The sequence below is a fragment of the Mesorhizobium argentiipisi (SeqCode) genome, assembly GCF_037179585.1.
In the GTDB taxonomy this organism is placed as follows: Bacteria; Pseudomonadota; Alphaproteobacteria; order Rhizobiales; family Rhizobiaceae; genus Mesorhizobium; species Mesorhizobium argentiipisi.
Window position 1 is genome coordinate 257987 of the sequence record NZ_JAPYKO010000005.1, and the last position, 24141, is coordinate 282127.

Annotated in this window: 29 protein-coding genes and 2 pseudogenes; 21 read left to right on the forward strand and 10 right to left on the reverse strand. The window is 58.8% G+C overall.

Going from position 1 to position 24141, the window contains the following annotated elements; all coding sequences use genetic code 11:
* Positions 1-25 precede the first annotated feature (25 nt).
* From O7A05_RS10900 to O7A05_RS10930, 7 genes are all read right to left on the reverse strand, one after another.
* Positions 26-1069 carry a TrbL/VirB6 family protein gene (locus tag O7A05_RS10900; protein WP_337093051.1) on the reverse strand — a complete coding sequence of 348 codons (1044 nt, stop codon included), beginning with the start codon at positions 1067-1069 and terminating at the stop codon, positions 26-28.
* Between the two features lie 182 nt (positions 1070-1251).
* Positions 1252-1986 carry a type IV secretion system protein gene (locus O7A05_RS10905; RefSeq protein WP_337093052.1) on the reverse strand — a complete coding sequence of 245 codons (735 nt, stop codon included), beginning with the start codon at positions 1984-1986 and terminating at the stop codon, positions 1252-1254.
* 9 nt (positions 1987-1995) lie between these two features.
* Complete coding sequence (locus tag O7A05_RS10910; protein WP_337093053.1) at positions 1996-3153, reverse strand: transglycosylase SLT domain-containing protein; 1158 nt, start codon at positions 3151-3153, stop codon at positions 1996-1998.
* The gene (locus O7A05_RS10915) at positions 3137-5539 is read right to left on the reverse strand and encodes a VirB4 family type IV secretion system protein (protein ID WP_337093054.1); all 2403 of its coding nucleotides are present in this window, start codon (positions 5537-5539) and stop codon (positions 3137-3139) included. Before O7A05_RS10915 ends, O7A05_RS10910 begins: the two co-directional genes overlap by 17 nt.
* On the reverse strand, positions 5536-5829 hold the full coding sequence (locus O7A05_RS10920) for a VirB3 family type IV secretion system protein (protein WP_006339854.1): 294 nt from the start codon (positions 5827-5829) through the stop codon (positions 5536-5538). The genes O7A05_RS10915 and O7A05_RS10920 overlap by 4 nt, the downstream gene beginning before the upstream one ends.
* Positions 5830-5832: 3 nt before the next feature.
* Positions 5833-6147, reverse strand: a complete 315-nt coding sequence (locus O7A05_RS10925) for a TrbC/VirB2 family type IV secretion system protein (RefSeq protein ID WP_023720448.1) — start codon at positions 6145-6147, stop codon at positions 5833-5835.
* 12 nt (positions 6148-6159) lie between these two features.
* Positions 6160-6813, reverse strand: coding sequence for a lytic transglycosylase domain-containing protein (locus O7A05_RS10930; protein WP_337093056.1), 654 nt, complete (start codon positions 6811-6813; stop codon positions 6160-6162).
* An 87-nt stretch (positions 6814-6900) separates the two neighbouring features.
* Here O7A05_RS10930 and O7A05_RS10935 point away from each other — a divergent pair, with 87 nt between their 5' ends.
* The 3 genes from O7A05_RS10935 to O7A05_RS10945 are packed head-to-tail and all read left to right on the forward strand — an operon-like array spanning position 6901 to position 8209.
* Positions 6901-7503, forward strand: coding sequence for a hypothetical protein (locus O7A05_RS10935; RefSeq protein WP_337093057.1), 603 nt, complete (start codon positions 6901-6903; stop codon positions 7501-7503).
* Complete coding sequence (locus O7A05_RS10940; RefSeq protein WP_337093058.1) at positions 7500-8048, forward strand: thermonuclease family protein; 549 nt, start codon at positions 7500-7502, stop codon at positions 8046-8048. The genes O7A05_RS10935 and O7A05_RS10940 overlap by 4 nt, the downstream gene beginning before the upstream one ends.
* Positions 8045-8209 carry a hypothetical protein gene (locus O7A05_RS10945; protein WP_337093059.1) on the forward strand — a complete coding sequence of 55 codons (165 nt, stop codon included), beginning with the start codon at positions 8045-8047 and terminating at the stop codon, positions 8207-8209. Before O7A05_RS10940 ends, O7A05_RS10945 begins: the two co-directional genes overlap by 4 nt.
* On the opposite strand, the gene O7A05_RS10950 is transcribed toward O7A05_RS10945, so the two are convergent.
* On the reverse strand, positions 8206-8550 hold the full coding sequence (locus O7A05_RS10950; protein WP_337093061.1) for a hypothetical protein: 345 nt from the start codon (positions 8548-8550) through the stop codon (positions 8206-8208). The two genes, O7A05_RS10945 and O7A05_RS10950, sit on opposite strands and share 4 nt — an antisense overlap.
* A gap of 141 nt (positions 8551-8691) precedes the next feature.
* Between O7A05_RS10950 and O7A05_RS10955 the strand changes: the two genes are divergently transcribed.
* Genes O7A05_RS10955 through O7A05_RS10970 form a run of 4 tightly spaced genes read left to right on the forward strand, consistent with a single transcriptional unit; the run spans position 8692 to position 11858 of the window.
* Positions 8692-9321, forward strand: a complete 630-nt coding sequence (locus tag O7A05_RS10955) for a response regulator (RefSeq protein ID WP_337093062.1) — start codon at positions 8692-8694, stop codon at positions 9319-9321.
* Positions 9322-9326: 5 nt separating this feature from the next.
* A complete protein-coding gene (locus O7A05_RS10960) occupies positions 9327-10028 on the forward strand; it encodes an FkbM family methyltransferase (RefSeq protein WP_337093090.1) in 702 nt (233 codons plus the stop codon).
* Positions 10018-10563 carry a putative pterin-binding protein gene (locus O7A05_RS10965; protein ID WP_337093063.1) on the forward strand — a complete coding sequence of 182 codons (546 nt, stop codon included), beginning with the start codon at positions 10018-10020 and terminating at the stop codon, positions 10561-10563. The genes O7A05_RS10960 and O7A05_RS10965 overlap by 11 nt, the downstream gene beginning before the upstream one ends.
* Positions 10560-11858 (forward strand): sensor histidine kinase, encoded by a 1299-nt coding sequence (locus tag O7A05_RS10970; RefSeq protein ID WP_337093064.1) that lies wholly within the window; start codon positions 10560-10562, stop codon positions 11856-11858. The genes O7A05_RS10965 and O7A05_RS10970 overlap by 4 nt, the downstream gene beginning before the upstream one ends.
* A gap of 149 nt (positions 11859-12007) precedes the next feature.
* Here the strand turns inward: O7A05_RS10970 and O7A05_RS10975 are convergent, their stop codons facing one another.
* A complete protein-coding gene (locus tag O7A05_RS10975) occupies positions 12008-12535 on the reverse strand; it encodes a helix-turn-helix domain-containing protein (RefSeq protein WP_337093065.1) in 528 nt (175 codons plus the stop codon).
* A gap of 116 nt (positions 12536-12651) precedes the next feature.
* Here O7A05_RS10975 and O7A05_RS10980 point away from each other — a divergent pair, with 116 nt between their 5' ends.
* The 8 genes and pseudogenes from O7A05_RS10980 (at position 12652) to O7A05_RS11015 (ending at position 18516) form a co-directional block, all read left to right on the forward strand.
* Positions 12652-13251, forward strand: coding sequence for a hypothetical protein (locus tag O7A05_RS10980; RefSeq protein ID WP_337093066.1), 600 nt, complete (start codon positions 12652-12654; stop codon positions 13249-13251).
* Positions 13252-13308: 57 nt separating this feature from the next.
* Positions 13309-13767 (forward strand): hypothetical protein, encoded by a 459-nt coding sequence (locus O7A05_RS10985; protein WP_337093067.1) that lies wholly within the window; start codon positions 13309-13311, stop codon positions 13765-13767.
* 334 nt (positions 13768-14101) lie between these two features.
* Positions 14102-15477, forward strand: a pseudogene (locus tag O7A05_RS10990) (ISNCY family transposase).
* 558 nt (positions 15478-16035) lie between these two features.
* Positions 16036-16140: pseudogene (locus O7A05_RS10995) on the forward strand (CopG family transcriptional regulator); the annotation flags it as partial.
* A 280-nt stretch (positions 16141-16420) separates the two neighbouring features.
* The gene (gene hchA, locus O7A05_RS11000; RefSeq protein ID WP_337093068.1) at positions 16421-17299 is read left to right on the forward strand and encodes a glyoxalase III HchA; all 879 of its coding nucleotides are present in this window, start codon (positions 16421-16423) and stop codon (positions 17297-17299) included.
* A gap of 93 nt (positions 17300-17392) precedes the next feature.
* The gene (locus tag O7A05_RS11005) at positions 17393-17941 is read left to right on the forward strand and encodes an autoinducer binding domain-containing protein (protein WP_337093069.1); all 549 of its coding nucleotides are present in this window, start codon (positions 17393-17395) and stop codon (positions 17939-17941) included.
* Positions 17899-18087, forward strand: a complete 189-nt coding sequence (locus O7A05_RS11010) for a helix-turn-helix domain-containing protein (protein ID WP_337093070.1) — start codon at positions 17899-17901, stop codon at positions 18085-18087. Before O7A05_RS11005 ends, O7A05_RS11010 begins: the two co-directional genes overlap by 43 nt.
* Positions 18088-18105: 18 nt before the next feature.
* The gene (locus O7A05_RS11015; protein WP_337093071.1) at positions 18106-18516 is read left to right on the forward strand and encodes an SDR family NAD(P)-dependent oxidoreductase; all 411 of its coding nucleotides are present in this window, start codon (positions 18106-18108) and stop codon (positions 18514-18516) included.
* Positions 18517-19104: 588 nt separating this feature from the next.
* On the opposite strand, the gene O7A05_RS11020 is transcribed toward O7A05_RS11015, so the two are convergent.
* A complete protein-coding gene (locus O7A05_RS11020) occupies positions 19105-19695 on the reverse strand; it encodes a TetR/AcrR family transcriptional regulator (protein ID WP_337093072.1) in 591 nt (196 codons plus the stop codon).
* Positions 19696-19860: 165 nt separating this feature from the next.
* On the opposite strand from O7A05_RS11020, the gene O7A05_RS11025 reads away from it, so the two are divergent.
* From O7A05_RS11025 to O7A05_RS34410, 6 genes are all read left to right on the forward strand, one after another.
* Entirely contained in the window at positions 19861-20856 is a 996-nt protein-coding gene (locus O7A05_RS11025; protein ID WP_337093073.1) for an alpha/beta fold hydrolase, read from the forward strand.
* A gap of 386 nt (positions 20857-21242) precedes the next feature.
* Positions 21243-22076: an oxidoreductase gene (locus tag O7A05_RS11030; RefSeq protein WP_337093075.1), complete on the forward strand. Its 834-nt coding sequence runs from the start codon at positions 21243-21245 to the stop codon at positions 22074-22076.
* Positions 22077-22133: 57 nt separating this feature from the next.
* Positions 22134-22430, forward strand: coding sequence for a YciI family protein (locus tag O7A05_RS11035; RefSeq protein ID WP_337093076.1), 297 nt, complete (start codon positions 22134-22136; stop codon positions 22428-22430).
* Positions 22431-22581: 151 nt separating this feature from the next.
* Entirely contained in the window at positions 22582-23355 is a 774-nt protein-coding gene (locus O7A05_RS11040) for an SDR family NAD(P)-dependent oxidoreductase (protein WP_337093078.1), read from the forward strand.
* A 209-nt stretch (positions 23356-23564) separates the two neighbouring features.
* Complete coding sequence (locus O7A05_RS34405) at positions 23565-23951, forward strand: aldehyde dehydrogenase family protein (RefSeq protein ID WP_415926989.1); 387 nt, start codon at positions 23565-23567, stop codon at positions 23949-23951.
* Positions 23927-24141, forward strand: a 215-nt coding sequence (locus tag O7A05_RS34410) for an aldehyde dehydrogenase family protein (protein WP_415926992.1), incomplete at its 3' end; no start/stop codon positions are given. The genes O7A05_RS34405 and O7A05_RS34410, both read left to right, overlap by 25 nt.

Sequence of the window (24141 nt, forward strand, 5' to 3'; positions counted from 1 at the left end):
CGCGATCGATGATCGTTCCTGTGTTCTAGGCCAGAGGCCTGGCGTTATCGCGCGCACCTTGCTGGATGGCGGAGCGAGCTGCGTCGTCCGCCCTTGCTGCTCGCGGAGATCGGAAGCTGTTTGCCGCTAGCTGCCGGGCGCCCCGAGCGGCGCGGCCGGCGGCCCATCGCGCGCCGGAGTAGCGCACGGCGTTGCTGCCGAAGTTTCGATAGGGGTTGTATGCGCCCACGGTGCTGAGATACCCGCCGCCATTCAGGATCGAAGCAATCGATGGGATCTGCATGAGAACATAGATCCCGATGATCGTCACCAGCACCAGGGGCAGCACCAGCGACATTTTGCTGTCCATGGTCGCTCCGCCGGTCGTGGCGGTGTTCAGCGCCGCATTGACGAGCGAGAAGTAGAATCCGAGAAAGCCGTAGATCAGGATTTGCTGGATCATCAGAAAGGTGGTGAGCGAAAGGAAGCCTTCGCTCATTCGCGAGGACCAGCGGTAAAGCCAAAGAATGATCCATATCGGCGCCAGAGCGAGCGTGATGAACAACATCACCTTGGCGGCGATGATCGCCGCGATGGCGAGCGCTGCGAAGATGATCGCCGACAGCAGGACGAGGAGCGACAAGAGCGCGCCAAAAATGTCGTAGAAGGATCCGCTATAGACCTGATTGGCGACGTCTTGCGCCCCTTGGTAGAGATTGTCGATAAGCGCTGGAATTGCCGCCTGGTCGTTGAGCTGATTCCCGGTGGCTCGCGACACGGCGCCGACAATGACCTTGCCCACCTCATCTGGAATGCTTTGAACAAGCTGGTAGATCGTCGCGGAAAATGTGCCCCATCCGGTCAGCAGCAGATAGATGATGACAGCGCGGCCGAGGCGATAGGCCGCTTCGAGCGGCGAAATCGACTCACGCCCGCTCAGGATCGAATAGCCCCACCACACGATATAAAGGGTCAGCATCAGGGTGAAGACGTTGCCCATCGCATTGCCCAACTGCAAATAGACGGTGCGGACGAAGTCCTCGCCGATGTTGTCAATGCCACCGAGAATGCTTTCGGCAAGACCGTTCATGGATCCTCGTCAATGATACTGGCGAACGGCGTTGAATTGACCGGCTTAAGCCCGCCGCATTCGTCGGCGTGGGCATACGCCAAAGGCCCGCACGGCGCTTTCCGTTCGCGATTTGCGCATCCGAACAGCACTGCGCCGAGCCCAATCACAGCGCATATGCGCAACGCCCGCCTCGACAAGCGCTAGCCCCCGCTCTTGCCGAATTCCGCGAACGGATTGACGGTGCGCGGCGTCATCATCTTCTGCACCTGGCTTTGGCGAAGAAGATCTCCCTTCAGCTTCTCATTCAGGGCCGCGACCGCACCGTTCTGGACGCCGATCAATTCGTTGACCGCGCGCGCGTTTTCCAGCTGCATTCGTGTGTTCTGGTCTACCGATCCCTTGACGTCCTGCGACTGCCCGATCTGCCCGCTCGCGGACTGCAATGACTTTTGGCGCTGGGTGACGCCCTGCGAGGCCTGCGAAGTCAGCGCGCTTAGCAGCGAGGCCACGTTGACGCTGCCGCCATAGGCTGTGTTGACGGCGCTCGTTTCCTTGCCGGCAATCTGCTGGAGCTGCTTCACCAGCTGCAGCCCATTGATGACGGCGCCGGCGATTTTCTGGATCTCCGGCGACAAGCCACCAAACGAAAGCGCGCCGCCGTTCAGGATCGATCCGAACGACGGAGCCTGGGCAATCGACATGTTGCCGGCGAGGCCCATTTGTCCGATCCCGAGCGAACCGTCACGGCTGCCGCTGAGAGCCTGCAGGATCTCCTCGCTCTTTTTCAGAATATCCTTGTTCGAATCCATGATGGAGTTGGTGTTCTCCGCATTCTTGCGGGCGACATCGAGATTGGCGCCATCGATGACCGCAATCTGTGCAAAGCCCGCGGTCGTCCAAAGCGCCATGCCGGCAGCGATCGCGAATTTCTTCATGTCAGCCTCCTATTGCTGTAGAGAATTGATCACGCTGGTAGCGCCGGCAGGATCACTGGTGATGATGATCGAGCGGCTGTCGGCCGAGCTTGCCCCCACGTTCTCAACCGCGCATGGAAGCCACCGGCCGCGATCGATCTTCAACCGTTCCAGTTCCGCGGGATCACAAGAAAACGGGTTTGGAGAGCCGCTCTTCGGCTGTTGCACCAGCTTGGACGACTGCGATGCCTGCACGTTCTGCAACGATAGAAGTTGGGCCAGCAACGCCGTAAAATCTCCGGCCTGGGCGAGGTACTGGTTGGTGACATCGGCGTTGATCCCACGAGCCGACGAGTTCAGCTCCCAAGCGTCCTTGTATTCAGTCACCTGGCCAACATGGCCCGACAGCGCGTCGATCGCCGCGTTGTTGGCGCCCATCTGCGATGAGCTTGCATCGAGGCCGCCAGCCGCCTTCCTCACCGTGCCCATAGCCGCGTCCTGGGCCGTGCCGCCTGCGCCGTCGGCCGTTACGATCGAGAATGGTGGCGGCGCAGCGGCCGGAGCCTTGCCGCTCGATACATATTCGTTGAAGTAGCTGTTCCAGCGGCCGACACCGCCGGCCCACCCTCTTTGCTCGGCAGCGTTCGATCCGTTGTAGAAGGAGGCGAGACAGCTGTAATTCGTCGCCCCGCATTGCTTGACACCCATCCCGAGATACTTGACACCGCCTTCGACGTTCTGCTCGTTCACGTTGCGGTCAAGTCCCATTGATTTGCCAGTGCCCTTGGTCAGCTGCATGACGCCTTTGACGCCGGTGTGGCTCCCGGCGCATGTGTCGAAGCGCGATTCCTGATAGGCAACGGACAGCGCCAGGCCTTCGGGCACGCCGTATTTCTGCGCATAATAGCGGATCGTCTTCACGTTGCCCGCGTCGCGCTGCAACGCTTCGGCCGGGGATCGGCGAAACATCTGTGAGCGGTATTTGTTCGAATAGGTGCAGACGACGCTTTTCTTCTTGTCGGTTTCGTCCTTCTTGGCTTCGTCCGACTTTGTGCTGTGCTGCTCGTCCTCTTGCCGCTTGTCGAGGTTCGACCCGTCGATGACCGCGATCTGAGCGACAGCCGCGGTCGTGCTTCCCGCTGTCGCAAGAGCCACGGCCAGACAAGCGCGGCTAAGCCGCTTCGTCATGCTCGTTCTCCCATCCGCAGAAGTATGGCAGCCACATTTCCGGCTCGTCGCCGAAGGTCTCCCGCAGCCGTGCGCATTCCTTGCTGTTGGCTTCGTTGGAGGACAAGACCTTGATGAGATCGGGCATCGCCGACAAATCGAGCTTAGCAACGATCGAGTCGCTGTCGTGCTTGACGAGGAAGGTGCGTGTTTCCTTCGCGGTTCGGCGCACGAACTCGAATTCTTTCGCTGTCAGCGAGAAGCGCTCCATGTAGGACTCCTTGCTCGCCTTCGGGTTGGGGAAGAAAATGTTGGTCTTCGTTTGCTCGATCAGCGACGATGAGATGGAGGAGCTGACGACGTCTTCCGCTGTCTGCGTGCCGAAGCCGACCACGCCGTTGCGGCGACGAATGGTCTTCAGCGTTTCATTGATGAAAGCAGCGAAAACCTCGTCGTCCAGCAGCTTCCAACCTTCATCGAGGAAGAGCATGATCGGCGAGCCGTCGATGACCTCCTCAAGACGATGGAAGATGTAGAGCAACGCTGCTGAGCGCAGCTTTCGGTCGCCCAGGATCCTGGTCATGTCGAAGGCGACAACCGGCTTCGAGAAATCAACCAGATCGACGGGATTGTTGAAAAGCCAGCCCTTGTCCTTCGGGTCGAGCCAGGGCTGTATCCGCGCCGCCAGATCATTCATGCCAGGCATGAGCGAGCCTCGCAGCACCTCGGGCAGCAGGTCGAAGGTCCGTTGTTCGCGTGGGATCTTGTAGATCATGTCGACCGCGGCGTTGATGACGCGCATCTCCGCCACATCAAGCGCGCCGCCTTCCGGCGTCAGAATGTAGAGGAGCAAATCTTCCAGGAAAGAACGGTTTTCCGCCGTGTCATCAAGCTGCAATGGCGCGAAACCGGTCGGCTGGGAAGGTTCCATCACCTCGTAGCGACCGCCGAGCGCCCGAACGAAAATTTCAGCGCCTCGCATATAGTCGAAATAGACACATCGCGGCCGCGGCATGATGCGCATGGCCTGTGCCATCAGGAACGACAGCACCACGGTCTTGCCCGAGCCGGTCGGGCCGAAAACCGTGAAGTGGCCGACATCGTGAACGTGGAAATTGAAATAGTAGGCCGTCTGGCTGGTCGTTTCGAGCAAAGCGATAGGGCGTTTCCAATGCAGCCGCTCACGTTGGCCGGACGGGAAATTGTGTCCTGAAAAAAGACCGGCGAAATTTAGCGACGAGATCAACGCGCGTCGCGCGATGTAGCTGAAATTTCCCGGCAACTGCGCCCAGAAGGCCAGTTCCGTGTTCAGTGTCTCGCGGACCGGCACGATCGACATGCGCGAGAGCTCCGCCGTGATGTCAGATAGCGCGCGGTTGAGGCCACTCATGTCCGATGCCAATGCCATGACGCTCATGTGATGTTGTCCGAAGACGACTTCGCCGCCGGCCAGTTTGTCGGCGCCTTCGTGGACGGACTCCTCGACCGTTGTGCCCGCCTCGTCGGAACCCTCAACCTGGTTGGCGATGGTGTTGATCCTGCGCATCGCCGTTACACGGTCTTCGATCGCGAAACTCTGTGTCAGGACAAACTCATGTGGCAGGCGCAAGAGACCATCCAATGAGCCCGGAGCGGTGAACGGCGGGTATTCCTTGATCGATACCATGGCGCCGAGCTTGGCTGCGTCCGGCCCGCGAAGTTCCAGCGCCGACTTGCCAAAAAACAGCTGTCGCGTTGCCAGCACGTCGCCAAGGGACAAGCGCGGCAAAGGCATTTCCACGTCGCCGCCACCGGCGAGGATTTTCGCCAGAAATTCCGCAGGCTCGGAAAAGAAGCTGTCGCGACGCTTCACGACACCGAGAAGACGCGCCCCATATGCGGTGAAATCCTTGACCATGCCGTCAAGGATGTCATGCAGTTCGGCAATCGCCTCTTCGCGGGTTTCTTCGCCTGCGGTGCTGATGCGGAATGCGTTGAGCGCCTTGTCCACCCAACCGACCCGGCCGACCATCGGGCGGCGTATGACCGTCAGATACGCCTCGTTGACGAAAAGGTTTTTCGACCCAAGCTCATCCATGTAGCGGGCGTCGAGCTCGGCGACGAAAGGATTGTCAAAGTCGCCTTCGATCTCCGGCGTCACGTGGCGGCGAATGATCGTTGTGTAGGCCGCAAAGCGAGAGGTCGAGAGATTGCGGAACGTGGTGTTGCGGTTGAACATTCGGCTGTTCAACTCGGCCTGGTCCATCGTCTGGAACGGCAGGCCGCTGAGCTGCATGGCGCCGACCAGAAAGCCGCTCTTCGTCACGATTAAATTGTCATCGACATGGCGAAGGTAGGGGATGTGCATCGCCGCGGGTTTTTCGCGGCGGCGCTCACGGCCAAACTTCAGGTCGGCATCGAGGCTCATGGCGAATAGCTCCTCGCACCCCAAAAAGTAAGGTTCGCCACCGCTCCGCGCTTAGAGACGCGCCGCTCGAAAATATGAAATATGTAGGGGTCGCGCTGGCACAGATATGCGCTGACCAGATGCACCACGCCGAACACGCCAAGACCGAGCATGAAGCTGCTCGTGGCGATAAAGCCGATCACCGCCAGGATGCCGTTCAGTGCAAAAACTTCATATCGCACCCCCCATTTCATCGGGGGGCGTGTCAGGGGCAGGCTGACCGGCTCGACATAGACTTCCTCGTCGTCCATGTCTCAGCTGCCTCCCGCCGTCGCGCGAACCGCGTCCACCAGCTGGGCAGCGCCGAAGATGAGAGCGATGCCGATGATGATGGAAAAAGCCATCATCCACGCCAGTCGCCCCGTCATGGCGAGGAAGCCGAGAAAACAGACCGCGATGATGGCGAATGAACGCGCTATGTTGCCCTGCAGAACGCCGACGAACCACTCCAGCACATTTTCGACTGGCGCCGCCGACTGGGCGTACGCGGTGGCTGGCGCCAGAGCTATTCCGACCGCCGATGCCAAGGCCAGTTTCAGGGCAAATTTGCCCGCTTTCCTATATTCCACCCTTGGCTCCTTTCAGTTGCCGAAATCCATGACATGACCATCCTGCCAAGCGTCCTCGTTTGCTGGCGGAGCGGCCGCGAGCATTTCGGATTTGGTCAGGGCGGACTTCTTCACGACACCGCCGAACTTCCAGCGGTTTAAAATTTTCACGATGTATTCAGCCGTCTCCGGATTCACCGGAATGCCCTGCGCCTTGTAGACGCTGTTTGGCCCGGCGTTGTATGCCGCCAGCATCAACAGCGGATCCTGGAATTCGTCATAGAGTGACTTCAGATAGCGAAGGCCAGCCCGGACATTTGCCTGTGTATCGCAACGGTCGCTCACCCCTAGATCGGCCGCCGTGCCCCGCATCAGCTGCATGATTCCCAGGGCTCCGGCCTTCGAGAGACCCTGACTGGTGCCGAGATCGCTTTCGGCCCATGCCACTGCCTCGGCCAGATCGGCGTCGAACCCTTCTTCTTGAGCGATTGAACGCACAAGTTGGGAGACCTCAGCACGATTTGCGGCATTACACGTTCCCGGCGTTTGCACCCCGACTGAGGCAAGGGCTTGCGCCGGCGTTGCAAAGGCGACTGCGACGCGGTCTGATGCCAGATCCTGGGCGTGCGTTTCCAACGGCATTGCAGCAGCACAAAGGGTCAACAGAAGAGCTGTTCGAGTGTTCATACTGTCGCCAAAATTTAACACTTTACTATGGCTATACGCAGCCCTAGTAAAGTGTCAACACCATATGCACCGCAGGGACGGATTTCGATGAAACAGATTGCCCTTTGCACGGTTTTGCTGCTCCAGAGCACCGCGGCTTATGCGGCCGGCGCCGACGCCCCAAATGCCTTCGCGCAGCCGTCGGAGCGCTACCTGCTTCAGTTTGCCAAGCCGGGCGAGAAGGTGTTCGTCTATGAGCGCTACGATGCGAAAGGCGCGCTCTTTCAGCGCGACGTGTCCGCCCTCAGCTCGCCGGTTAAGATGCCGTCGGCGACTGAGCGCATCATCAACGGCGTAACCTATCGACTGCGCGGCCTTGCGGCCTGCCCAAAACCAAAGATCACATACAAGACGCAGGAGTGGGACTGCACGAAGGCCGCGCAGGACTATGAAGACGGAATCTACAACGATCGTGCTTCTGTCGTGCTTTGCAAAACACTTGTGCTGCAGAGCAGAAAGGAGGAACCCGACGCCGTGTCGTGTTTTTCTCTCGTGGGTGCGGGCAATACAAACGACCCGTATAACGTCGCCTACGACGATGACGAAATGGTTTTCCTCGACATGGCCGCAATCGGACGAAACAAGGACGGCAAGTCGCTGCGCCCCGATCTGGAGCATTCCGCCGAGCTCGGTGGACAGTTCCAGGAATGAAACAGGCGCGCTTTGCAGTGCTGGCCACATTTTCTATGTGCGCATCGGCACAGGCGCAGGATGCGACCAACTCTAGGGTACCCACTCCCGTCGCGGTATCGAAATCGGCTCAACTGCTGACCGGAGATACCTGGCGTGACGGAGATCAGCTTTTCCGCCTCTATGGCGTCCAGTCATGTCTTCGCGGCACGTCAGCCGAAGAGCCAAATGGGAACAAAATCGATTGCGGGAATACCTCGCTGGCGCATCTGGCAGCCCTGTTCGATAGCGCCGCGGTTTCATGCCAGCCAATTGGCTACGCCCTAGACAAGGCGGTTTTTGTCGTTTGCGGTGCGCAGCTCAATGGCGAAACAATTGACGTTGGCACCGCGCTCATAGCGACCGGATACGCGTTTGCCGCAACGACAGCAAAGGGCAAAGCCGTCAATGAGAACTACCTTGTCGCGGAAATCAACGCTAAGATGAAACGCACCGGTCTGTGGGGCACGACGTTTCAGCATCCAGTGCAGCTGCTGCTAAACAAGCGGTCGGAGATACAACAATGAAGCACGACGACGAGGCGCACAGATATTACTATCCGGTGGAAGGACGCGGTGACGGTGCTATTGGCGGAGCTGCTGCGTTCTTGGCGATCATCTTGGTACCTGCCGGACTCTATGCCGCCTGGAATACCTTGACCACATGGATTTCAGCGCTCTTCTCCTAGGACTGCAGTTTCGCGAAAGAACCGAGCAACGCGCGAAAATCGTCCACATCAACCTCGCACCAGTCATGAGCCGTCAGCCGTTGAAAGTAAGCAGCCTTCATTTTGATTTCCGCGATAGTGGCTACTGGAGCAATGGCAGCACGCCTTCGCACCGCCGCCTCTTCCGCCATGACCGCGTCCAGCCTTTGACCCAGCAGAACCGCATCCTTCCCCTCGGCCTCCATCGCTTGCTTGCCGAGACTTTCAAGCTCAGCGACGCTTTGACGATGTTTAGCAATCAGTTTCGCGACGCCTTCTGCCGCTTCAATCTCTCGGTTGCTGCAGACCAGTTGAATAGGCATCATCTTGCTCCTGGCTTACATCGGTCAGACACAGATAGCTGTGGAGGTGAGGAAAAATAGGGATGGCACCATCCCTTTTTTGAAGCGACCAATTCTGGAAGACAGGGGCGGGGGGCGCCTGCGTAGAAGGATTGGCTTCTGATGTTTCGTGCCCTGGTGGTCGAAGACCAGACACTTATGCGTCTGGCACTAATGAACGAAGTGCAGGCAAGCTTCGAAAAATGCGTCGTTCTGGGCGCCGAAACGCTGAACATCGCGACCGTAGAACTTCAAAACAACCATTTCGATCTTGTCGTTATCGATCCTGGCTTGCCTGGTTTTGATCCCACCTCACAAGGCGATCGCGTCGCTGTCGTCGACAGGATCATCGAGGCGTCACCCAGTGCCATCCATATTGTCGTCACCGGTTCGGACAACCGCTGCGAGGCAGATGGTTTCCGGCGGATCGGCGCCGCCGCCTATCTCGGCAAGACCGGGCTTGCGCCCGGCGTGTTCAGCGACGTGCTGGACGACATTTCCACAAAGGGGTTCTCCTTGCGCCTGTCGCGGGCCGTCATGACCAAACCCGATTACCGCTTTTCCGTCCTTACACCGCGCGAACAGGAGGCCATCGACATGATGGCTCACCGCGCACCAGGCGTGAAACGCAAGGAGATCTTTTCGCTCATGGCCGATCGGCTCGCCATCGATGCCGGCTCGGCCGAAAAATACTACAAGCAAGCTCGCGCCAAGCTCATGCGGCAAGGCCATCCGCTTCCACAGGGACTGTGATTGCGATGGCCTCTTTAACCGTACATGGGATCAAGGTTCCCGTCGAACCGCAGGATGTTTCGCCGGTAATCTGGCGAGCGCTTCAAAGCCAGAGCTATGAAGCAAAGGAAGCGAAGTGGATCTTCAGGGCGGTCAAGGCGCGCGATCGCGTACTGGAGCTGGGGTCCGGCATCGGCATCATCACCGCACTGATCGCGAAAATCCCCGGCGTTCAGGTGTGGGCTTTTGAAGCAAATCCCGCAACAGCGGAACTAGCCAAGCGTGTGATGGCGGCCAACGATCTCGACAATGTCAAATATTCCCAAGGTATCCTCACAGCAGGTCCCCCGCGATCCTTCACCTTCTACGTTCGCCGGGACCTTTGGATGTCTTCCACGGACAAAGACCAGGGACCCTACGAGCGCGAACTTTCGATCGTCTCGGCCAATGTCGATCGTTTCATCACCGATCATCGAATAAATGCCCTCGTCATGGACATTGAAGGTGCCGAGAAAGAGCTTCTGCAGGATGCCGAGTTGCCCGGCGTCGAGCGCATCTTTCTTGAGCTGCACGACCATCTCTATGGCCTCGACGGCATCCGCAACATCACGCTTGCGCTGGCAGAAAAGGGATTTGCCTACGATCCGCGAGGCTCCCGAGGGCCATGCGTGCTCTTCGCCAAGAACGATGGACCCCGCGAATACGAGGATGTCGAAGATGTTGCGTAATGCTCTCGCCGTCATATTCGCCCTGGCCCTTCCGCTCGCCAGCGCCGCTGAGGAAATTCCCCTCGATCCCAACGAAGTGTCCGTTCAAGACGCCAGCGGAAAGACGGTCGCGGTTTTTTCGGTAAAGCAGCTGCGGGGAGAGTTTCCGCAACAGACCTATGACACGCGAACCCCCTGGACGAGCGACAACGAGAAAATCGAATATCGTGGGCCGCTGCTTGCAAACGTGCTTGCCAAGGCTGGAGTAACCGTCGCACAGGAGGTGAAAGTTGTCGCCTATGACAACTTCGTTTCCGATATTCGTGTGGACGAAATCCGGTCTTATGATCCGATCCTGGCGGTCGAGCGTCGTTGCAACGAGAACGACAAGGCCAGCTCGCTTTGCCCGTCGGGCCAGGAGTTCCGCCCGATCAGCATGGTAGAGAAAGGCCCCATCTTCATTGTTTGGCCCTTCGATCAGTTGCCTGCGTCATATGTTCCCGCAAGAAACTCGATCTGGGTCTTTTTTCCAGTCATCCTGCGCGCCACGAAATGAAGTTCTTCAACGGCCGTTTGCTCACTGTTCTGCCGTATCTCGGTATGGCTGCAGCACTTGGCCTGAGTGCGTGGACATTCATCCAATCGGACCGCTATCGTCAGGAGACGGATGCCATCCTCAATCAGACCTTCGAGATTCAGTGGCGCGCGGCACAGATTCGCGAGCGCCTTATTCGAGTGTATGGCTATCTTCGCATTGCCGACGCGACGGGCAAGCTTGATGCGGACATCGATCGACAAATGGCGTTGGTGAGCGTCAACGTCGCGCAGTTGGAAAACCTGCCCTATCTGAACCGCTTTTTTCCCGATCATGACGCCGAACTCCTGGGCGGGGTTCGCCTGACCCTCGAACAAAAAATCGCACCCCTCGTGTCGGCGCGCAAAAACTACACTCAAGCCATTGCCGACATGACCAAGCTCGAACAGTCAATTTACGAGATCTCCAGCTCCACCGTTGATCACAGCGCCACCTTGCAGCAGACCGCCAACATCGACATTGCGGCCTCGCGCAACTGGTTCATCTTCGCCATAGCGCTTGGCCTTGGTGCCACCTTCTATCTCGTTATCCATCAGCGCTATTCCTCGGCCAACCGCCGCGACCAGCATATGCGCTCGTTTGCTTCCCTGTTTGCGCATATGACCCGATCGCGTGTTACAGCCTTGCGGCTGTTCCTTGAGCACGCACAACCAGACAAGCAGCCGAGCGGTGAAATGCTTGAGGCTGCGCGCGGTGCTGCCAACGAACTGGAATCGATCACCAACAGCGTGCTTCAGATCGCCTATGCACCACAAGATTCCAGCACCGTGGCGCTCGGCCAACTGCTTGAGGATCTCACGCGCGATCGCAGCAGTTTGGTGCAAGTTCTGGTCGATGCAAAAGCGCGTCTGCATCCCGTGCCGGCAGCGCCCTTCCGGCTGGTGGTCAATGAGCTGATCGAAAACGCTCTGGCCGCGTTTTCCAGCGCCAGAAACGCACGAGTACTCATCTCCGCGACACTCAAACGACAACCATTCCTCCCGCGCAGTTATCTTGTGCTAGAAGTGGCCGACAAGGGCGCAGGCATGCCGCCTGCAATTGTTGCAAAGGCAACGACCCCTTTCTTTTCAACGCGAGCTGGAAATCATACCGGCCTTGGACTGACCGCATGTTCCCAGATGGTCTCGACGCTCAACGGAAAGCTCGTCATCCATAGCGCCCAAGATGTCGGTACAACCGTACAGGTGAGGATTCCTGTGCGTTCGACCGCAGCCACATTTTGGCAATCGTCCTCAGGCGCAGCTGAAAAACGATAGAGGGCGCGGGTAGATCACAAAGAGCTCTGCTCCATTTCCACTCGAAGCGCGCCGTTATGCGCTGCCACCGCGAAAACCTGCCAGGCATTCGTCTGGCCAGCCTAGACCGATGATGACCCTGGAAACTTACGGCTCTCTGAAATGAGTATCTACGCCTCCGGCTGTGCCAGAAGCAGGTGGTCAGTTGTTGGGGGGATCTTATCGGAAAAGAGGAAGGTCGCTGGATCTAGTTTCAACGCCTTGGCGATCGCCGCAATCGTGTCCACGCTGATATTGCCGCTCGCGCGTTCCAGTTTCGTGAATGTCGCCTCCGCCACGCCGATGAGTTCGGCCATCTCATATCGGTGCAAAGTACGTCGTTGTCGTTCAAAATCGATGATGTGCGCCAGCCGCTTGCGGATCGCATTGTCGTCCAACCGATGCGCCCATTCCGGAACTTTCTTGCCGCCGGCGAGCAGTGCTGCAAAAGACAGTTGCAAGCCGTTTGCCATGATCTGCAGCGTCGTCAATGTGACATTATTTTTCTGACGCACAGTTTGAATGTAGGTTCGATAGGCCAGTTTTTCGCCCTCGGCGGTCCGAAACAGTTCGGCCATGTGCATATGGGATAGGCCGCGTCTGGCTCTCTCCCGCTCAAGCGTCAGTGCAATGTTGGCGCGCAACGGGTTGTTGACCACACCTCCGTCGTCTCGTTTCATAAATCGATGTAGTCGCACAAACCTGCCTTTTCGACCTGTCCTTTTTCGCGCGGATCATCCATAGTAAACTGTCAAATCTGCAGTGAGGAAAGGCTATGACCATACTCAAATTCCTACTAGGGGGTGCCGTCGCCATCGCGGGCGCCGCAGCTCTTCCATCCCAATCAAAAGCGTCGGAATGGGGCTGTCAGGTCCTCCTATGTCTTTCCGGCGACTGGCAAGGCACCCCCTCGTGCCACCCGCCAATTTACAAGTTGATTGCAGCGATGGAAGCCCCGGGTTTTAATTGGCCGACCTGTCCACAAGCCAGCTCCAGCGCGGCGAGATTTGAGAAGTATGAGGATTGTCCGTCCGGCTGGCAAGCAGTTGGCAGCTCCGAATCCGATCGGCCGGGCTTAGCTCAAGAACGGAACATCTGCCGCATCGCGGCCGATAGCTCCTTGCCCGTTGTTTTCAAAAACAACGCCGTCGGCGGGCATCATGGAGACGGATCACGTCCGATCCAAATCGAAATCGACGGCAAGGTGGTTGCGGCAACAATCCAGACTGCGGGAAACGATCGAGGGCATTCCCTTGGTAGTGGCCCCACCTACTACACCATCCCTCGGCCGATGCGCAAAAAGCCCTGGTTCATCGAGTATGATGACGCGAACGGCGTGCGCCAGAAAAGCTGGTTCAATCTCAGCATGCCATGAGCCAGGCGATCACGCAGGACGAGGTACTATGAGGGTGACAATTCAGGGAGGTTTGTAGTGTTCAAGGTGCTTCTCCTGTCCACTGTGATTTTGAACACAGGCGCTGTGTTGACAGCGGCTGGTCCGAGCGACAAGCCGCGATCAAACGTGGACAATCCTATGTGGCCCGCTTCACTAAAATGGGACTGCAACACAGCTACCAAAATCGTGTGCGAGCGTGATGGCAGTTGCTCAGTGGCTGAGGACCACACTGGATTTGTGCTGAACTACGGCAGCAACGAAGCTGAGTTTCCGGCCAGCAATGTCAGGATCAAACGCCACTATCAACAGACCGTGCAGGGGAGCCCTTTGCAGCAGGAAGTTAAAGTTGAACTGGCCGACAATCGCGTTCTTTGGCTGACGGCCGTGGATGCTAGCCGCACTTATTCGCAAGCGTGGGTTGGCGCATTGAGCGAGTTGAAGGGTGGCGCGGTACTGATGGTATCCGAGGGCGTCTATTGTATGCCACACAAGTGAGTGGCGCCGAGAGGGGAGGTGAGCGAAGGACGATATGGTCTGCCCTGGAACGCGTGCCCGACTGCTCAGAAGAGTTCAGAGTATCCAGTTTAGATCAAAAGGATCCTGAGCGCATGGCCCTCAAATCAACACGTCGAGTTCTTGATGAGTGCCAGGAAATACTAGTGAAAGGCGATGCATTACTTTTATGGCGCAAAATATATTTGCCTTTTACTGGTGAAAGTCGCATAATCTATCTTATGGAACAGCACGGTATTGCCGCAAAATAGAAATGTCTTGATTCCGCAAAGTTGGAATGTCGCCCTGCTCGTCGATGAGCGAGGGAGACGGCGGGTTGGGACTGATTTTGATGAGCGAGCGCGAGCTGCAACGCATCGAGGTGCTGTCGAAGGTTTTGGAGCGGCGCATGACGGTTGTCTCGGCCGCGCATGTCCTGGATATGACGACGCGTCAGGTCCAGCGTCTGCTGAAGGTGTTCCGGGCCGAAGGCGCCGCAGCACTCGGCACAAGGCTCGAGGCCGACCGTCGAACCATCGATATGTCGCCGGTGTCGGCGATCTGGCGATTCAGTTGGTCCGAGAACACTATGTCGACTTCGGACCGACCTTGGCGGCCGAGAAGTTGGCGGCGAACCACGGCCTGGTCGTGTCGCGCGAGACGTTGCGCAAATGGATGGCGGAAGCCGGAATCTGGCTGTCCCGAAAGCAGCGCAGGACGTTCCATCAACCCAGATTACGTCGGGAGTCATATGGCGAGCTGGTGCAGATCGACGGCAGTGATCATCGTTGGTTCGAGGAGCGGGGCGATCCATGCACCCTGCTCGTCTTCATCGACGACGCCACGAGCAAGCTCCAGCAGCTTCGCTTTGTGAAGTCGGAGAGCACCTTCAGCTACTTCGAGACGCTCGAGCTCTATCTGAAGGCGCACGGTTGCCCGGTAGCGTTCTATTCCGACAAGCATACGGTGTTTCGTGTCGCCAAGAAGGATGCCAAGGCAGGTCGCGGCATGACTCAATTCGGCCGCGCCTTATCGGAACTCAACATCGAGATCCTGTGCGCCAACTCGAGCCAGGCCAAAGGCCGGGTCGAAAGGGTCAATCGGACGCTGCAGGACCGCCTCGTGAAGGAACTGCGCCTTGCCGGCATATCGGACATCGAGGCGGCCAACGCGTTCCTGCCGATATTCATGGCCGACTTCAACGAGAGATTCGCCAGGGTCCCTGCCCGACCGGACAATCTGCATCGCGCGTTGAATGCTGCGGCGGATCGGCTGCGTGACGTGCTGTGCAAGCGGGAGCAACGTTATGTCGGCGAGCAATTGTCGTTCTCCTACGAACGCAGGCAAATCATGCTTGAGAAGAACGAGCTTTCGTGCGGACTGGTCGGCAAATACGTCGATATCTACGAGTTCGCCGACGGTCGGCTGGACGTTCGCTGGAAGGCGTGTTCCTTGCCCTACACCGTGTTCGACAAGGAGCAGCGCATCACGCACACGGCGGTCACCGAGAACAAGCGGCTCGGCGAAGTGCTGACTTGGATCAAGGCTCAGCAGGACGAGGCGCGGCCTGCGCCGAAGATCAAGACCAACAGCGAGCAGACCGCCTACAAGAAGCGCGGAACGAAACCGGGCCGCAGGACGGATTTCATAAACGATCCTGCAGTTATCGCGCGACGAGAACAGGCACTGGCAAGGTTGACCGCTGCCGAGTGAAGCGGCTCTCAAAGCTAAAGCCAGGGAGCCAAGCTGGAACCCCCCGATCGGGCTGCGCAACCCGGACCAGCTTACGCCCGATCGGGCGCTCATGTCGGCGCCAGGAAGTGCGTCACTGTCGCATTTCTAACTTGCTGCACCCTGCCCCTTTGGAACGGCCAATGCGACATTTCTACTTTGCAGAGCGAGCGACATTTCTACATCGCCGCCACACACGGTATTGCCGCAGAGCGCCTACAAGAAGCGCGGAACGAAGCCGGGCCGCAGGACGGATTTCATGAACGATCCTGCTGTCATCGCGCGGCGAGAACAGGCACTGGCAAGGTTGGCCGCAGCCGAGTGAAGCGGCTCTCAAAGCTAAAGCCGAGGGGAGCTTACTAGAACGCGCCCGACCGGGCTGCGCAACCCCGACCAGCTTACGCCCGATCGGGCGCTCCGTCGGCGCCAGGACCCGCCTCATCGTCGCAATTCTAACTTGCCGCGCTCCGCGCTCTCAAACGCAGGATGCGACATTTCTACTTTGCAGAACCGGCGACATTTCTACATCGCCGCCACACCGTGTTCATCCGCTTTTGGCTTTCAACGACACCAGCACTGCCGGAGCCTGCCGCCCAGGCCGCACGCGCCAAGACCGGGGAGCGCTACGAAGCGTTCGTCACGGCGGCAAGTAGCTAATAAACTTCGATCTTTCTTCAGACTGTGGTTCCACCCGCTATAAAGTTCAGAGCTTGACCGAACCCGCCTTTATGAAACGACACTCCTGACGAAGTAAAAGCCCGAAACAGTGCTGCCTTTGCAGACGCAGGCTCAGTATTCTTGCCCCCTCGGTTCATAACAGCCTCTAGCCGCCCGATCGGACTCCATTGAGGGAAATCCCTCATTCGCAGCGAGCCCGTCGACGCCTATAATCATCGGCATGTCAACACCAACGACGGAGAAAGCCATGGCGACCGAGCAATCCGAAGACAAGCGCCCGACCCCAGATCGTGCCGAAGACAATGCGTTCTTTCCCTCTCCCTATTCGCTCAGTCAGTTCACCTCGCCGAAGTCCGACCTCAGCGGCGCGGACTATCCCAATCCTTACACGGGAAGGCGCTGGAAGATTCTGATGATTGGCGCCGACGAGCGCTATCTGCTGACCGATAACGGCACAATGTTCTCGACGGGAAACCATCCCGTGGAAACGCTGCTGCCGATGTACCATCTCGACAAAGCCGGCTTTTCGTTCGACGTCGCGACGTTGTCCGGCAACCCCGTCAAGTTCGAATTCTGGGCGATGCCGTCCGAGGATGCAGAGGTGAAGGGCCTGTTCGCGAAGTATCGCGACCAGTTCAAGAGGCCGCTGAAGCTCGCTGATGTGATCAAGAAGGACCTCGGTGACGACTCCGACTACATCGCCATCTTCATCCCTGGCGGCCATGGCGCCCTGATCGGCCTGCACGAGAGTGAAGAGGTGAAGGCTGTCCTCGAATGGGCCGCAGCCAAGGACAAGTTCATGATCTCGCTGTGCCACGGGCCGGCAGCCTTCCTCGCCGCGGGCATCGGAAAAACGAAGGACAGCTACATCTACAACGGCTACAAGATCTGCGCCTTTCCAGACAGTATCGACGCAAAGACGCCCGATATGGGCTACATGCCCGGTCATCTGACCTGGGCCTTCGGCGAGAAGCTGAAGGCGCTCGGCTTTGAGATCGTCAATACCGATATCTCCGGCATGACCCACCAAGATCGGAAGATGCTGACCGGCGACAGTCCGCTTGCGGGCAATGCGCTGGGCAAGCTTGCCGCCAAGGCTCTCCTTCAGGAAGTCGCTTCCGCTTGAATGACAGAAGCGGGACGGGCGTCACGGGTTTCCCAACATCCGTCCCGCATCCTGCCTCGCGAGATTTGCCGCTCCAATTGGTGGACGGAAGGTATGGATCCGATCGTCGACACTGTCATCGCCATTGAGACCAGCGACGATCTCCCGTCGATCCAGCAAGCCATCTCGCAACCGCTCGGTTATGACCGCTTCGTCTTGTTCTCCGCCTCGCCGGCGCGAGATGAACTGGTCGAGAAAATCTTTTGGGTGGAGGGCGATTGGTTCGGTGACGGCGAGACCGTCGATGCCCAAACCTATGTCCGCCGCTGCCCGGTGACGCGTCATGTGCTCGAGAGGGACGAACCGTTCTTCTGGACAAAGACCGTCTCGGCGGGCGGCGAGAAGTATCGCGTGGCCGGGATCCATGGTTTGCAGGTTCCCATCTTTGGCCGCGCTGGTCTCGAAGGCGCGATGAGTTTCGGCGGAACGCGCATCGATGGAGCGGTCCGAACCCGTCTCATGCTGACGATCGTCGGCGCGGCCGCGTTCCGTTCGGCCCGCCGCCTGATCGAGGCCCGCGAGCAGAAGGGAACGGTGAACCTCTCTGCGCGTGAGAGGAAGTGTTGCGCTGGATCGCCGCCGGCCGTCGCCAAGTCGACATAGCGGCGACGCTCGGCCTGTCCGAGCGGACTGTGGAGAACCATCTACGCCGCATACGGCTTCGCCTGGGGGTGGCGACGACGGCACAGGCCTCAAGGTCGCGACCCAGGCAGGCGAGATCGAGGGCTGACGCACGGCGCGGCGATTAGTTGTCCGGGAGTGACGAAATGGGCAAGACCGTCCTCATAACGGGCGCCGCAACCGGCTTCGGCCGCGGTGTCGCCCTAGGCGTCGCGGCGCGCGGCCACAATGTGATCGCGGGCTGCCAGGTCTGGCCGCAGGTCTGGGAATTGCGCAAAGCGGCCAGGGCTGATGGCGTCGAGATGCGGGTCATCAAGCTTGACGTGCTGAATGAGATCGACCGCGCCAATGCACTCGGCCTGGAAATAGACGCCCTGTTCAACAATGCTGGCATCATGGAATCGGGACCGCTGGTCGAGATCCCGATGTCCGTCTTCCGATCGGTCTTCGAGACCAACGTGTTCGCTGCGCTCGAACTGGCGCAGGGCTTCGCGCGGGCCATGGTGAAACGCGGCACCGACGGATCGTCTGGACATCGTCGGTCGCGGGCCTGGTGAAGGTGCCATTCGACGGCGCCTGCCGCATCCAAGTATGCGGTCGAGGGCATCTGCTCGGCCATGCACGAGGAACTGAAGCCCAATGGCGTCGAGGTTGTAACGGTGACCCCGGCGCTTTGTCGTCCGCGGTCGGAAGGTCGGCGTAAGAGTAGCGCAGAATGTCAGGGTCGGCCGGCTCGCCATCGCAGCCGACAAAGACGACAGGTCCATACCCGGATGTCATGACGGGCCGACCGAAAGGCGGCAGGTTCTCGGGATCGAGCGGATAGCGCCGCCGGCGACGTTCGTGGCGCGGGCCTGAGCGGCCCGTTCTTTGTCGGACCCTCGGTTTTCGATTCTGCGCTTCTTGCGCCGCTCGGGCTCGTTACGCTCGGCCGCCTCTTCGATCCGGCTCCAGCCTCGGCGATCGGGTTAGTCGCGCATCTCGTAGACCTGCGGGTTGCCTTCCTCATGCTCGCGGCGGCAATGGCCTATGTCGCCTTTGCTTCGAATCCGGCAAGGTATGGATGTTGAGAGCGGCCAATCCCCTCGCTGATCGAGATCCCAATTCGTCACGGAGCTCCGTCGCGGATTTCGGAAGGGCTGCCATTATGCAGATTTCGACACTGGGTGGCGCGCCACCAGATCATTTGAGACAGTATCGAGAATCTCGCTGGAGAGCTTCGGGTCAGGCACGACCCGGGAAAGAACAACCGATCCGACCATCTCTGCGAGGGCGCCGATTGCTGCAGTTCGCTTGGCTGTCGTGTCACGTCCAGGTACGAGCGCGGTGAGAAGATCGATATAGCTGTTTGTGACTTTGCCGAAGAACTGCCGCAGTTCTGGGTCGTCGTGCCGTGCCGCGTCGGCAGCTAGCGCGGCAAGGCTACACCCGTGTCCCGGGTCATCGCGGTGGTAGTCCGAAACATAGTGACGCACCAGCGCCTGTAACGGATCGTCACTGGAGGCGATGCGCTTGGCCAGATCCTCACTCATCTCCTTGTAAGCCCGCTTGACGGCCTGAACAACCAGGTCGTCTTTCGACTTGAACTGCCGATAGAAGCCTCCGTGGGTCAGGCCTGCCGCTTTCATCAGGTCGGCAATGCCGATCCCGTCGATTCCTTTTTCGCGGAACAGCGCTGCGGCAGTGTCGATCACCCGCTCTCGATTCTGCTCAACCGTCTCTTTGCTGACCTTCACGACCACACCTTCTGCTAATGATGATGGCTAACATATAGCCACCGCCGGACATTTGTCATCCCGGTCTCCCGACCTGCAACCCCTTGACAATGATTACGCACATCATCATAAAAGAGAGTAATGATGGTATACATAATCATTGCTCAGTTGAAAGGGGAAGTTGACATGACACAGGATCAATCGGCCGCGGGCATTGAAACGCTCGCGCTCACATCGCGTCGCCTGGCCTTGAAGAACGGTGCAGTTACGCTTTCGGCACTCGCCCTTTCGGCGTTCGCTTTATCGCCGCCGGCCCTGGCAAAGATGAAACACAATAAGGTTACAGCCACACCCACCCGCTTCGTGGATGTAGGCGGACGCAGACTTGCCTACCGCTCAGTTGGCAAGGGTAAGCCCATTGTCCTTGCCCACCGCTTCCGCGGAGTGCTCGGCCTGTGGGACCCCGCCTTTATCAACGCGCTGGCGTCGCAAGGCTTTCAGGTCGTGACCTTCGACCATTCGGGATTCGGCATGTCGACCGGCGAGAAGTCTTACAATCCCGCATCGATGACCAAGGACGCCAAGGATCTCATCGACGCACTGGGGCTGAAGGATGTGGTGATCGGAGGCTGGTCCTTTGGCGGAATCGTCGCGCAAATTTATGTGGCAATGTTCGGGGCCTCCGTCAGCCATGCCGTACTGATCGCCGCAACACCTCCGGGCCACTTGGTCAAGCCTGGGGACCAGCATTTCTACGACCTGGCTGCGCAAGGGCCCGCGACCCTCGAGCAGTACACCACGATGTTCTTTGATCCAGACGACGCCGCAAGCCGTAGCGCATCGCAGCGCTCGTTCGCACGCATCTTCTCCAGCGAAAATCCCCGCAGCCCTGACGTGCCCCTCGAGTGGGCTCTGACGCAGGTCCCACACTCCCCGCCGAACCCAGTGTTTCCTTCGGATGAGGTGTTGCAAGCGCTAAGGAACACAAATGTGCCGATCCTGCATCTGAACGGCGACCATGACATCTCCTTCCCGGTCGAGAACTGGTATGCACTGAGCGGCCAGTTGCCCACGCTGAACTTGATCACCTACCCGCGGGCAGGCCACGCGGCTCACTTCCAGTATCCCGAGTTGGCGGCCTCGCAGATCGCTGCCTTCATCAAGGATGCGCACAAAGCCTGAACCCAGCGGGTGGGATCAGGTCGGCCGAACAGGAACCCTATCCCACCCTGCGCGGCGGCTCCTATTAATGCTCCACCGAGATCTGCTGCTTGAGGATACCATTGCGCTCATGGCCCGGTGGCGTCCTCGGCAAGCTCTACTGGTCATCTCGGCCAAATAATCCTGCGGAAAAGGCTCCGGTTGCTTGGTTGGCAGCCATTTGGGGTCAGCACCCACGGCGCCATCGCGCCGCAGATAAAGTCGCCGGACGGCAAAGCGACTGTGCCCGGATCAGGCTAAAATCTCGTCTGATCCAAAGCGCTTCCGCTTGACAATGATGATGGGTCTCATTATTAAGATAATGATGATTATAGTCATCATTAGCTTAGCTGAAGAAGGATGTTGAGATGACTTGGGGTAAAACGCGGTCCGCTCGCGACAAGGTCGCACTTATCACTGGAGCCTCGGGCGGCATCGGCATGGCAGCAGGGGTGGCGCTTATTCGCGCCGGATATCGTGTGTTCGGTACCAGCCGCAAGGCTGCACCCAACGAGGTGCGTCAGAGCATTCACATGCTCCGTTGCGATGTGACCAATGACGAGTCCGTCAGACAAGTGGTCAAGGAAGTCATGGCGCTTGCCGGCCGGATCGACGTGCTCGTCAACAATGCGGGCCGGAGCTTGATCGGCGGTGCCGAGGAATCATCGCTGGCTCAAGCCCAAAGCCTGTTCGACATAAATGTCTTCGGAATCGTCCGCATGACTAACGAAGTCCTGCCGATCATGCGCAGCCAAGGCAGCGGTCGGATCATCAATATCAGTTCGGTGGCTGGTTTCCTGCCTGGGCCCTACACCGCTCTCTACAATGCGACCAAACACGCGGTCGAAGGATATTCCGAGGCGCTCGATCACGAACTTCGAACCTTGGGAATTCATGTCTCCTTGGTCGAACCCGCCTTCACGCGCACCGCGCTCGAAGAAAACGGTGAACAGCCTGATCGGGTGTTGAGTGTCTACGACAAGGGACGTGAAGCCATGAACGCGACCTGGCGCAACGGCATCGCTGCCGGCGACCCGGTGGAGGCCGTGGCTGACAAGGTGGTGCAGGCAGCCACCGAAAAGGTACCGCGCATTCGCTACACGCCTGGAAAGACGGCCGGCCGCCTGCGCCTAATGCGGCGCTTTGTTCCCGAAAAGTCCTTCGAAAAGAGTTTTCGCAAACAGATGAACCTGGCGGATTGACATTCGATGGCGTCATCGCCGCAGCTCTGCATTGCCGCTTAATCAAGGATCCCAAAAATGAAGCACTACCTGTGCAAGTACATACCGCCACGCGTCGACTTCCTGGCAACGATGACCGCCGAAGAAAGTCGATGGATGAAGCAGCATGGGGTTTTCCTGGATGACCTGCTCGAAAAGGGGCTGATCGTCGCGCATGGCCCGGTGATGGATCCAAGTGGCGGTTATGGTGTGTCGCTTTATCGGATTGCCGATGATCAGGACATCAACGCGGTAACTGCCGAAGATCCCATCGTGAAAAATGGCGTCGGTCATTATGAGCATCATCCGATGCTTCATCTGAAGGCACGCGGCTAACACTGTCATCAAGGTCGACCGCCAGGTCCAACCGGCCCAGAGGCGGTGCTGCATCCATCGGCGAGTTCGTATCCATTGCTATGGGTGCAATCGCTTCATCATCATCCCGGCAGTGCATCGAACTGCTAGAACCTCAATCAGGAAAATACATATGACGACCGCACTTGTTACTGGCGCTTCGAGCGGCATCGGCGCAGTTTACGCGCGCCGCCTGGCCGCTCGTGGCCACAACCTGGTTCTTGTCGCTCGGGCAACCGACCGGTTGAACACGCTCGCTGAAGAGCTGGGCGACGCGCATGGCGTAGCGATCGAGGTCATTACGGCCGACCTCACAAACCATCAGCAACTCGAACCGGTCCTGCAGCGTCTCCAGTCCGATCCGCCTGTGGACATTCTGGTGAACAATGCTGGCGCAGCATTGAGCGGCGACTTTGCGAGTGCAGACCCCGTGGAGATGGATAAGTTGGTGCGACTCAACGTCGTCGTGCCCACATTGCTCGCTTCTGCCGCCATCCGGGGTATGGTCGAGCGCGGCAACGGTGCGATCGTCAATATCGCCTCCGTACTAGCGCTTGTGCCCGAATACTCCCCTGGAATCTACGCGGCAACAAAGTCCTATCTGCTCACGCTGTCACAGAGCCTGGCAACCGAAGTCACGTCAAAGGGCGTCCATGTACAGGCGGTCCTGCCTGCGGCCACGCGAACAGAGATCTACGAGCGCGCCGGTGGCGATATCAGCAAGGTGCCCAATGTTATGGAAGTTGAGGATCTGGTTGATGCGGCTCTGATCGGTTTCGATCGTAGGGAGGTTGTCACGATCCCGCCGGTGCCCGACGTTGCGGCATGGCAATCCTTTGAGCAGGCTCGCGGCATCTTGGCGGCGGGCTTCAGCAACTCGCAACCGGCCGAGCGCTACCGCGGCTGAGCCGAATCTGGGCCGCTCCGTAAGGAGGGCGGCCACGATCTTCCGACACCGTTGGTTTGCGTCAGAATCGAGCCGGACGGCAGGAACTGCCAGCCGCATCCTTCGGCGCGACCGCACTTCTGTCTCACGTTAAAAGCAACGACCGATGGCCTACAGGAGCCTCAATCCCTTCACCGAAGAGACGGTCAGGGAATATGCCGAACACACGGATGAGCAGGTCGAGGCCGCGTTGGCCAAGGCCCCACGCACTGTTCCAATCCGGCTGGTCGAAGAGCGACAAGGGAGCTCGCCTTGCCATCTTTGACGGACTCGCCAAGTTGATCGCCGCCAACCGCGACGCGCTGGCTCGAACGATGGCCGAAGAAATGGGCAAGCCGTTATTCCAGGGCCAAATGGAAGCTGATCTGTGCGCCGAAATTGCATCGTGTGCATCACGCCATCGCCGATGCCTTCACAGCTGCATTTGTCGGCGCCATGCAGAGTGCGCCGATGGGCGACCCGATGAATCCGCAAACTCTTCTAGGTCCCCTCGGGTCGCGCGAAGGCTGGAAGGACTCTGCCAACAAAAGCAATTAGCCACGGCGCCAAAGCCCTGACCGGAGGTAAGCGAGCCAACCGCACCGGCTTCTTCTACGAACCAACGGTGCTGACCGGTGTCACGCCCGACAACCCAGCATACCACCAGGAATTCTTTGGCCCAGTCGCGCAGGTTTTTGTGGTCGACGACGCGGCGGCGGCATTGGCGAATGATTCGAAGTTCGGACTCGGCGGCACGATCTTCTCAAG

Coding starts and splice junctions, on each gene's coding strand:
- O7A05_RS10900 (WP_337093051.1), bottom strand. CDS start 1,069: ATGAACGGTCTTGCCGAAAGCATTCTCGGTGGCATTGACAACATCGGC.
- O7A05_RS10905 (WP_337093052.1), bottom strand. CDS start 1,986: ATGAAGAAATTCGCGATCGCTGCCGGCATGGCGCTTTGGACGACCGCG.
- O7A05_RS10910 (WP_337093053.1), bottom strand. CDS start 3,153: ATGACGAAGCGGCTTAGCCGCGCTTGTCTGGCCGTGGCTCTTGCGACA.
- O7A05_RS10915 (WP_337093054.1), bottom strand. CDS start 5,539: ATGAGCCTCGATGCCGACCTGAAGTTTGGCCGTGAGCGCCGCCGCGAA.
- O7A05_RS10920 (WP_006339854.1), bottom strand. CDS start 5,829: ATGGACGACGAGGAAGTCTATGTCGAGCCGGTCAGCCTGCCCCTGACA.
- O7A05_RS10930 (WP_337093056.1), bottom strand. CDS start 6,813: ATGAACACTCGAACAGCTCTTCTGTTGACCCTTTGTGCTGCTGCAATG.
- O7A05_RS10935 (WP_337093057.1), top strand. CDS start 6,901: ATGAAACAGATTGCCCTTTGCACGGTTTTGCTGCTCCAGAGCACCGCG.
- O7A05_RS10940 (WP_337093058.1), top strand. CDS start 7,500: ATGAAACAGGCGCGCTTTGCAGTGCTGGCCACATTTTCTATGTGCGCA.
- O7A05_RS10945 (WP_337093059.1), top strand. CDS start 8,045: ATGAAGCACGACGACGAGGCGCACAGATATTACTATCCGGTGGAAGGA.
- O7A05_RS10950 (WP_337093061.1), bottom strand. CDS start 8,550: ATGCCTATTCAACTGGTCTGCAGCAACCGAGAGATTGAAGCGGCAGAA.
- O7A05_RS10955 (WP_337093062.1), top strand. CDS start 8,692: ATGTTTCGTGCCCTGGTGGTCGAAGACCAGACACTTATGCGTCTGGCA.
- O7A05_RS10960 (WP_337093090.1), top strand. CDS start 9,327: ATGGCCTCTTTAACCGTACATGGGATCAAGGTTCCCGTCGAACCGCAG.
- O7A05_RS10965 (WP_337093063.1), top strand. CDS start 10,018: ATGTTGCGTAATGCTCTCGCCGTCATATTCGCCCTGGCCCTTCCGCTC.
- O7A05_RS10970 (WP_337093064.1), top strand. CDS start 10,560: ATGAAGTTCTTCAACGGCCGTTTGCTCACTGTTCTGCCGTATCTCGGT.
- O7A05_RS10980 (WP_337093066.1), top strand. CDS start 12,652: ATGACCATACTCAAATTCCTACTAGGGGGTGCCGTCGCCATCGCGGGC.
- hchA (WP_337093068.1), top strand. CDS start 16,421: ATGGCGACCGAGCAATCCGAAGACAAGCGCCCGACCCCAGATCGTGCC.
- O7A05_RS11005 (WP_337093069.1), top strand. CDS start 17,393: ATGGATCCGATCGTCGACACTGTCATCGCCATTGAGACCAGCGACGAT.
- O7A05_RS11015 (WP_337093071.1), top strand. CDS start 18,106: ATGGGCAAGACCGTCCTCATAACGGGCGCCGCAACCGGCTTCGGCCGC.
- O7A05_RS11025 (WP_337093073.1), top strand. CDS start 19,861: ATGACACAGGATCAATCGGCCGCGGGCATTGAAACGCTCGCGCTCACA.
- O7A05_RS11030 (WP_337093075.1), top strand. CDS start 21,243: ATGACTTGGGGTAAAACGCGGTCCGCTCGCGACAAGGTCGCACTTATC.
- O7A05_RS11035 (WP_337093076.1), top strand. CDS start 22,134: ATGAAGCACTACCTGTGCAAGTACATACCGCCACGCGTCGACTTCCTG.
- O7A05_RS11040 (WP_337093078.1), top strand. CDS start 22,582: ATGACGACCGCACTTGTTACTGGCGCTTCGAGCGGCATCGGCGCAGTT.
- O7A05_RS34405 (WP_415926989.1), top strand. CDS start 23,565: ATGAGCAGGTCGAGGCCGCGTTGGCCAAGGCCCCACGCACTGTTCCAA.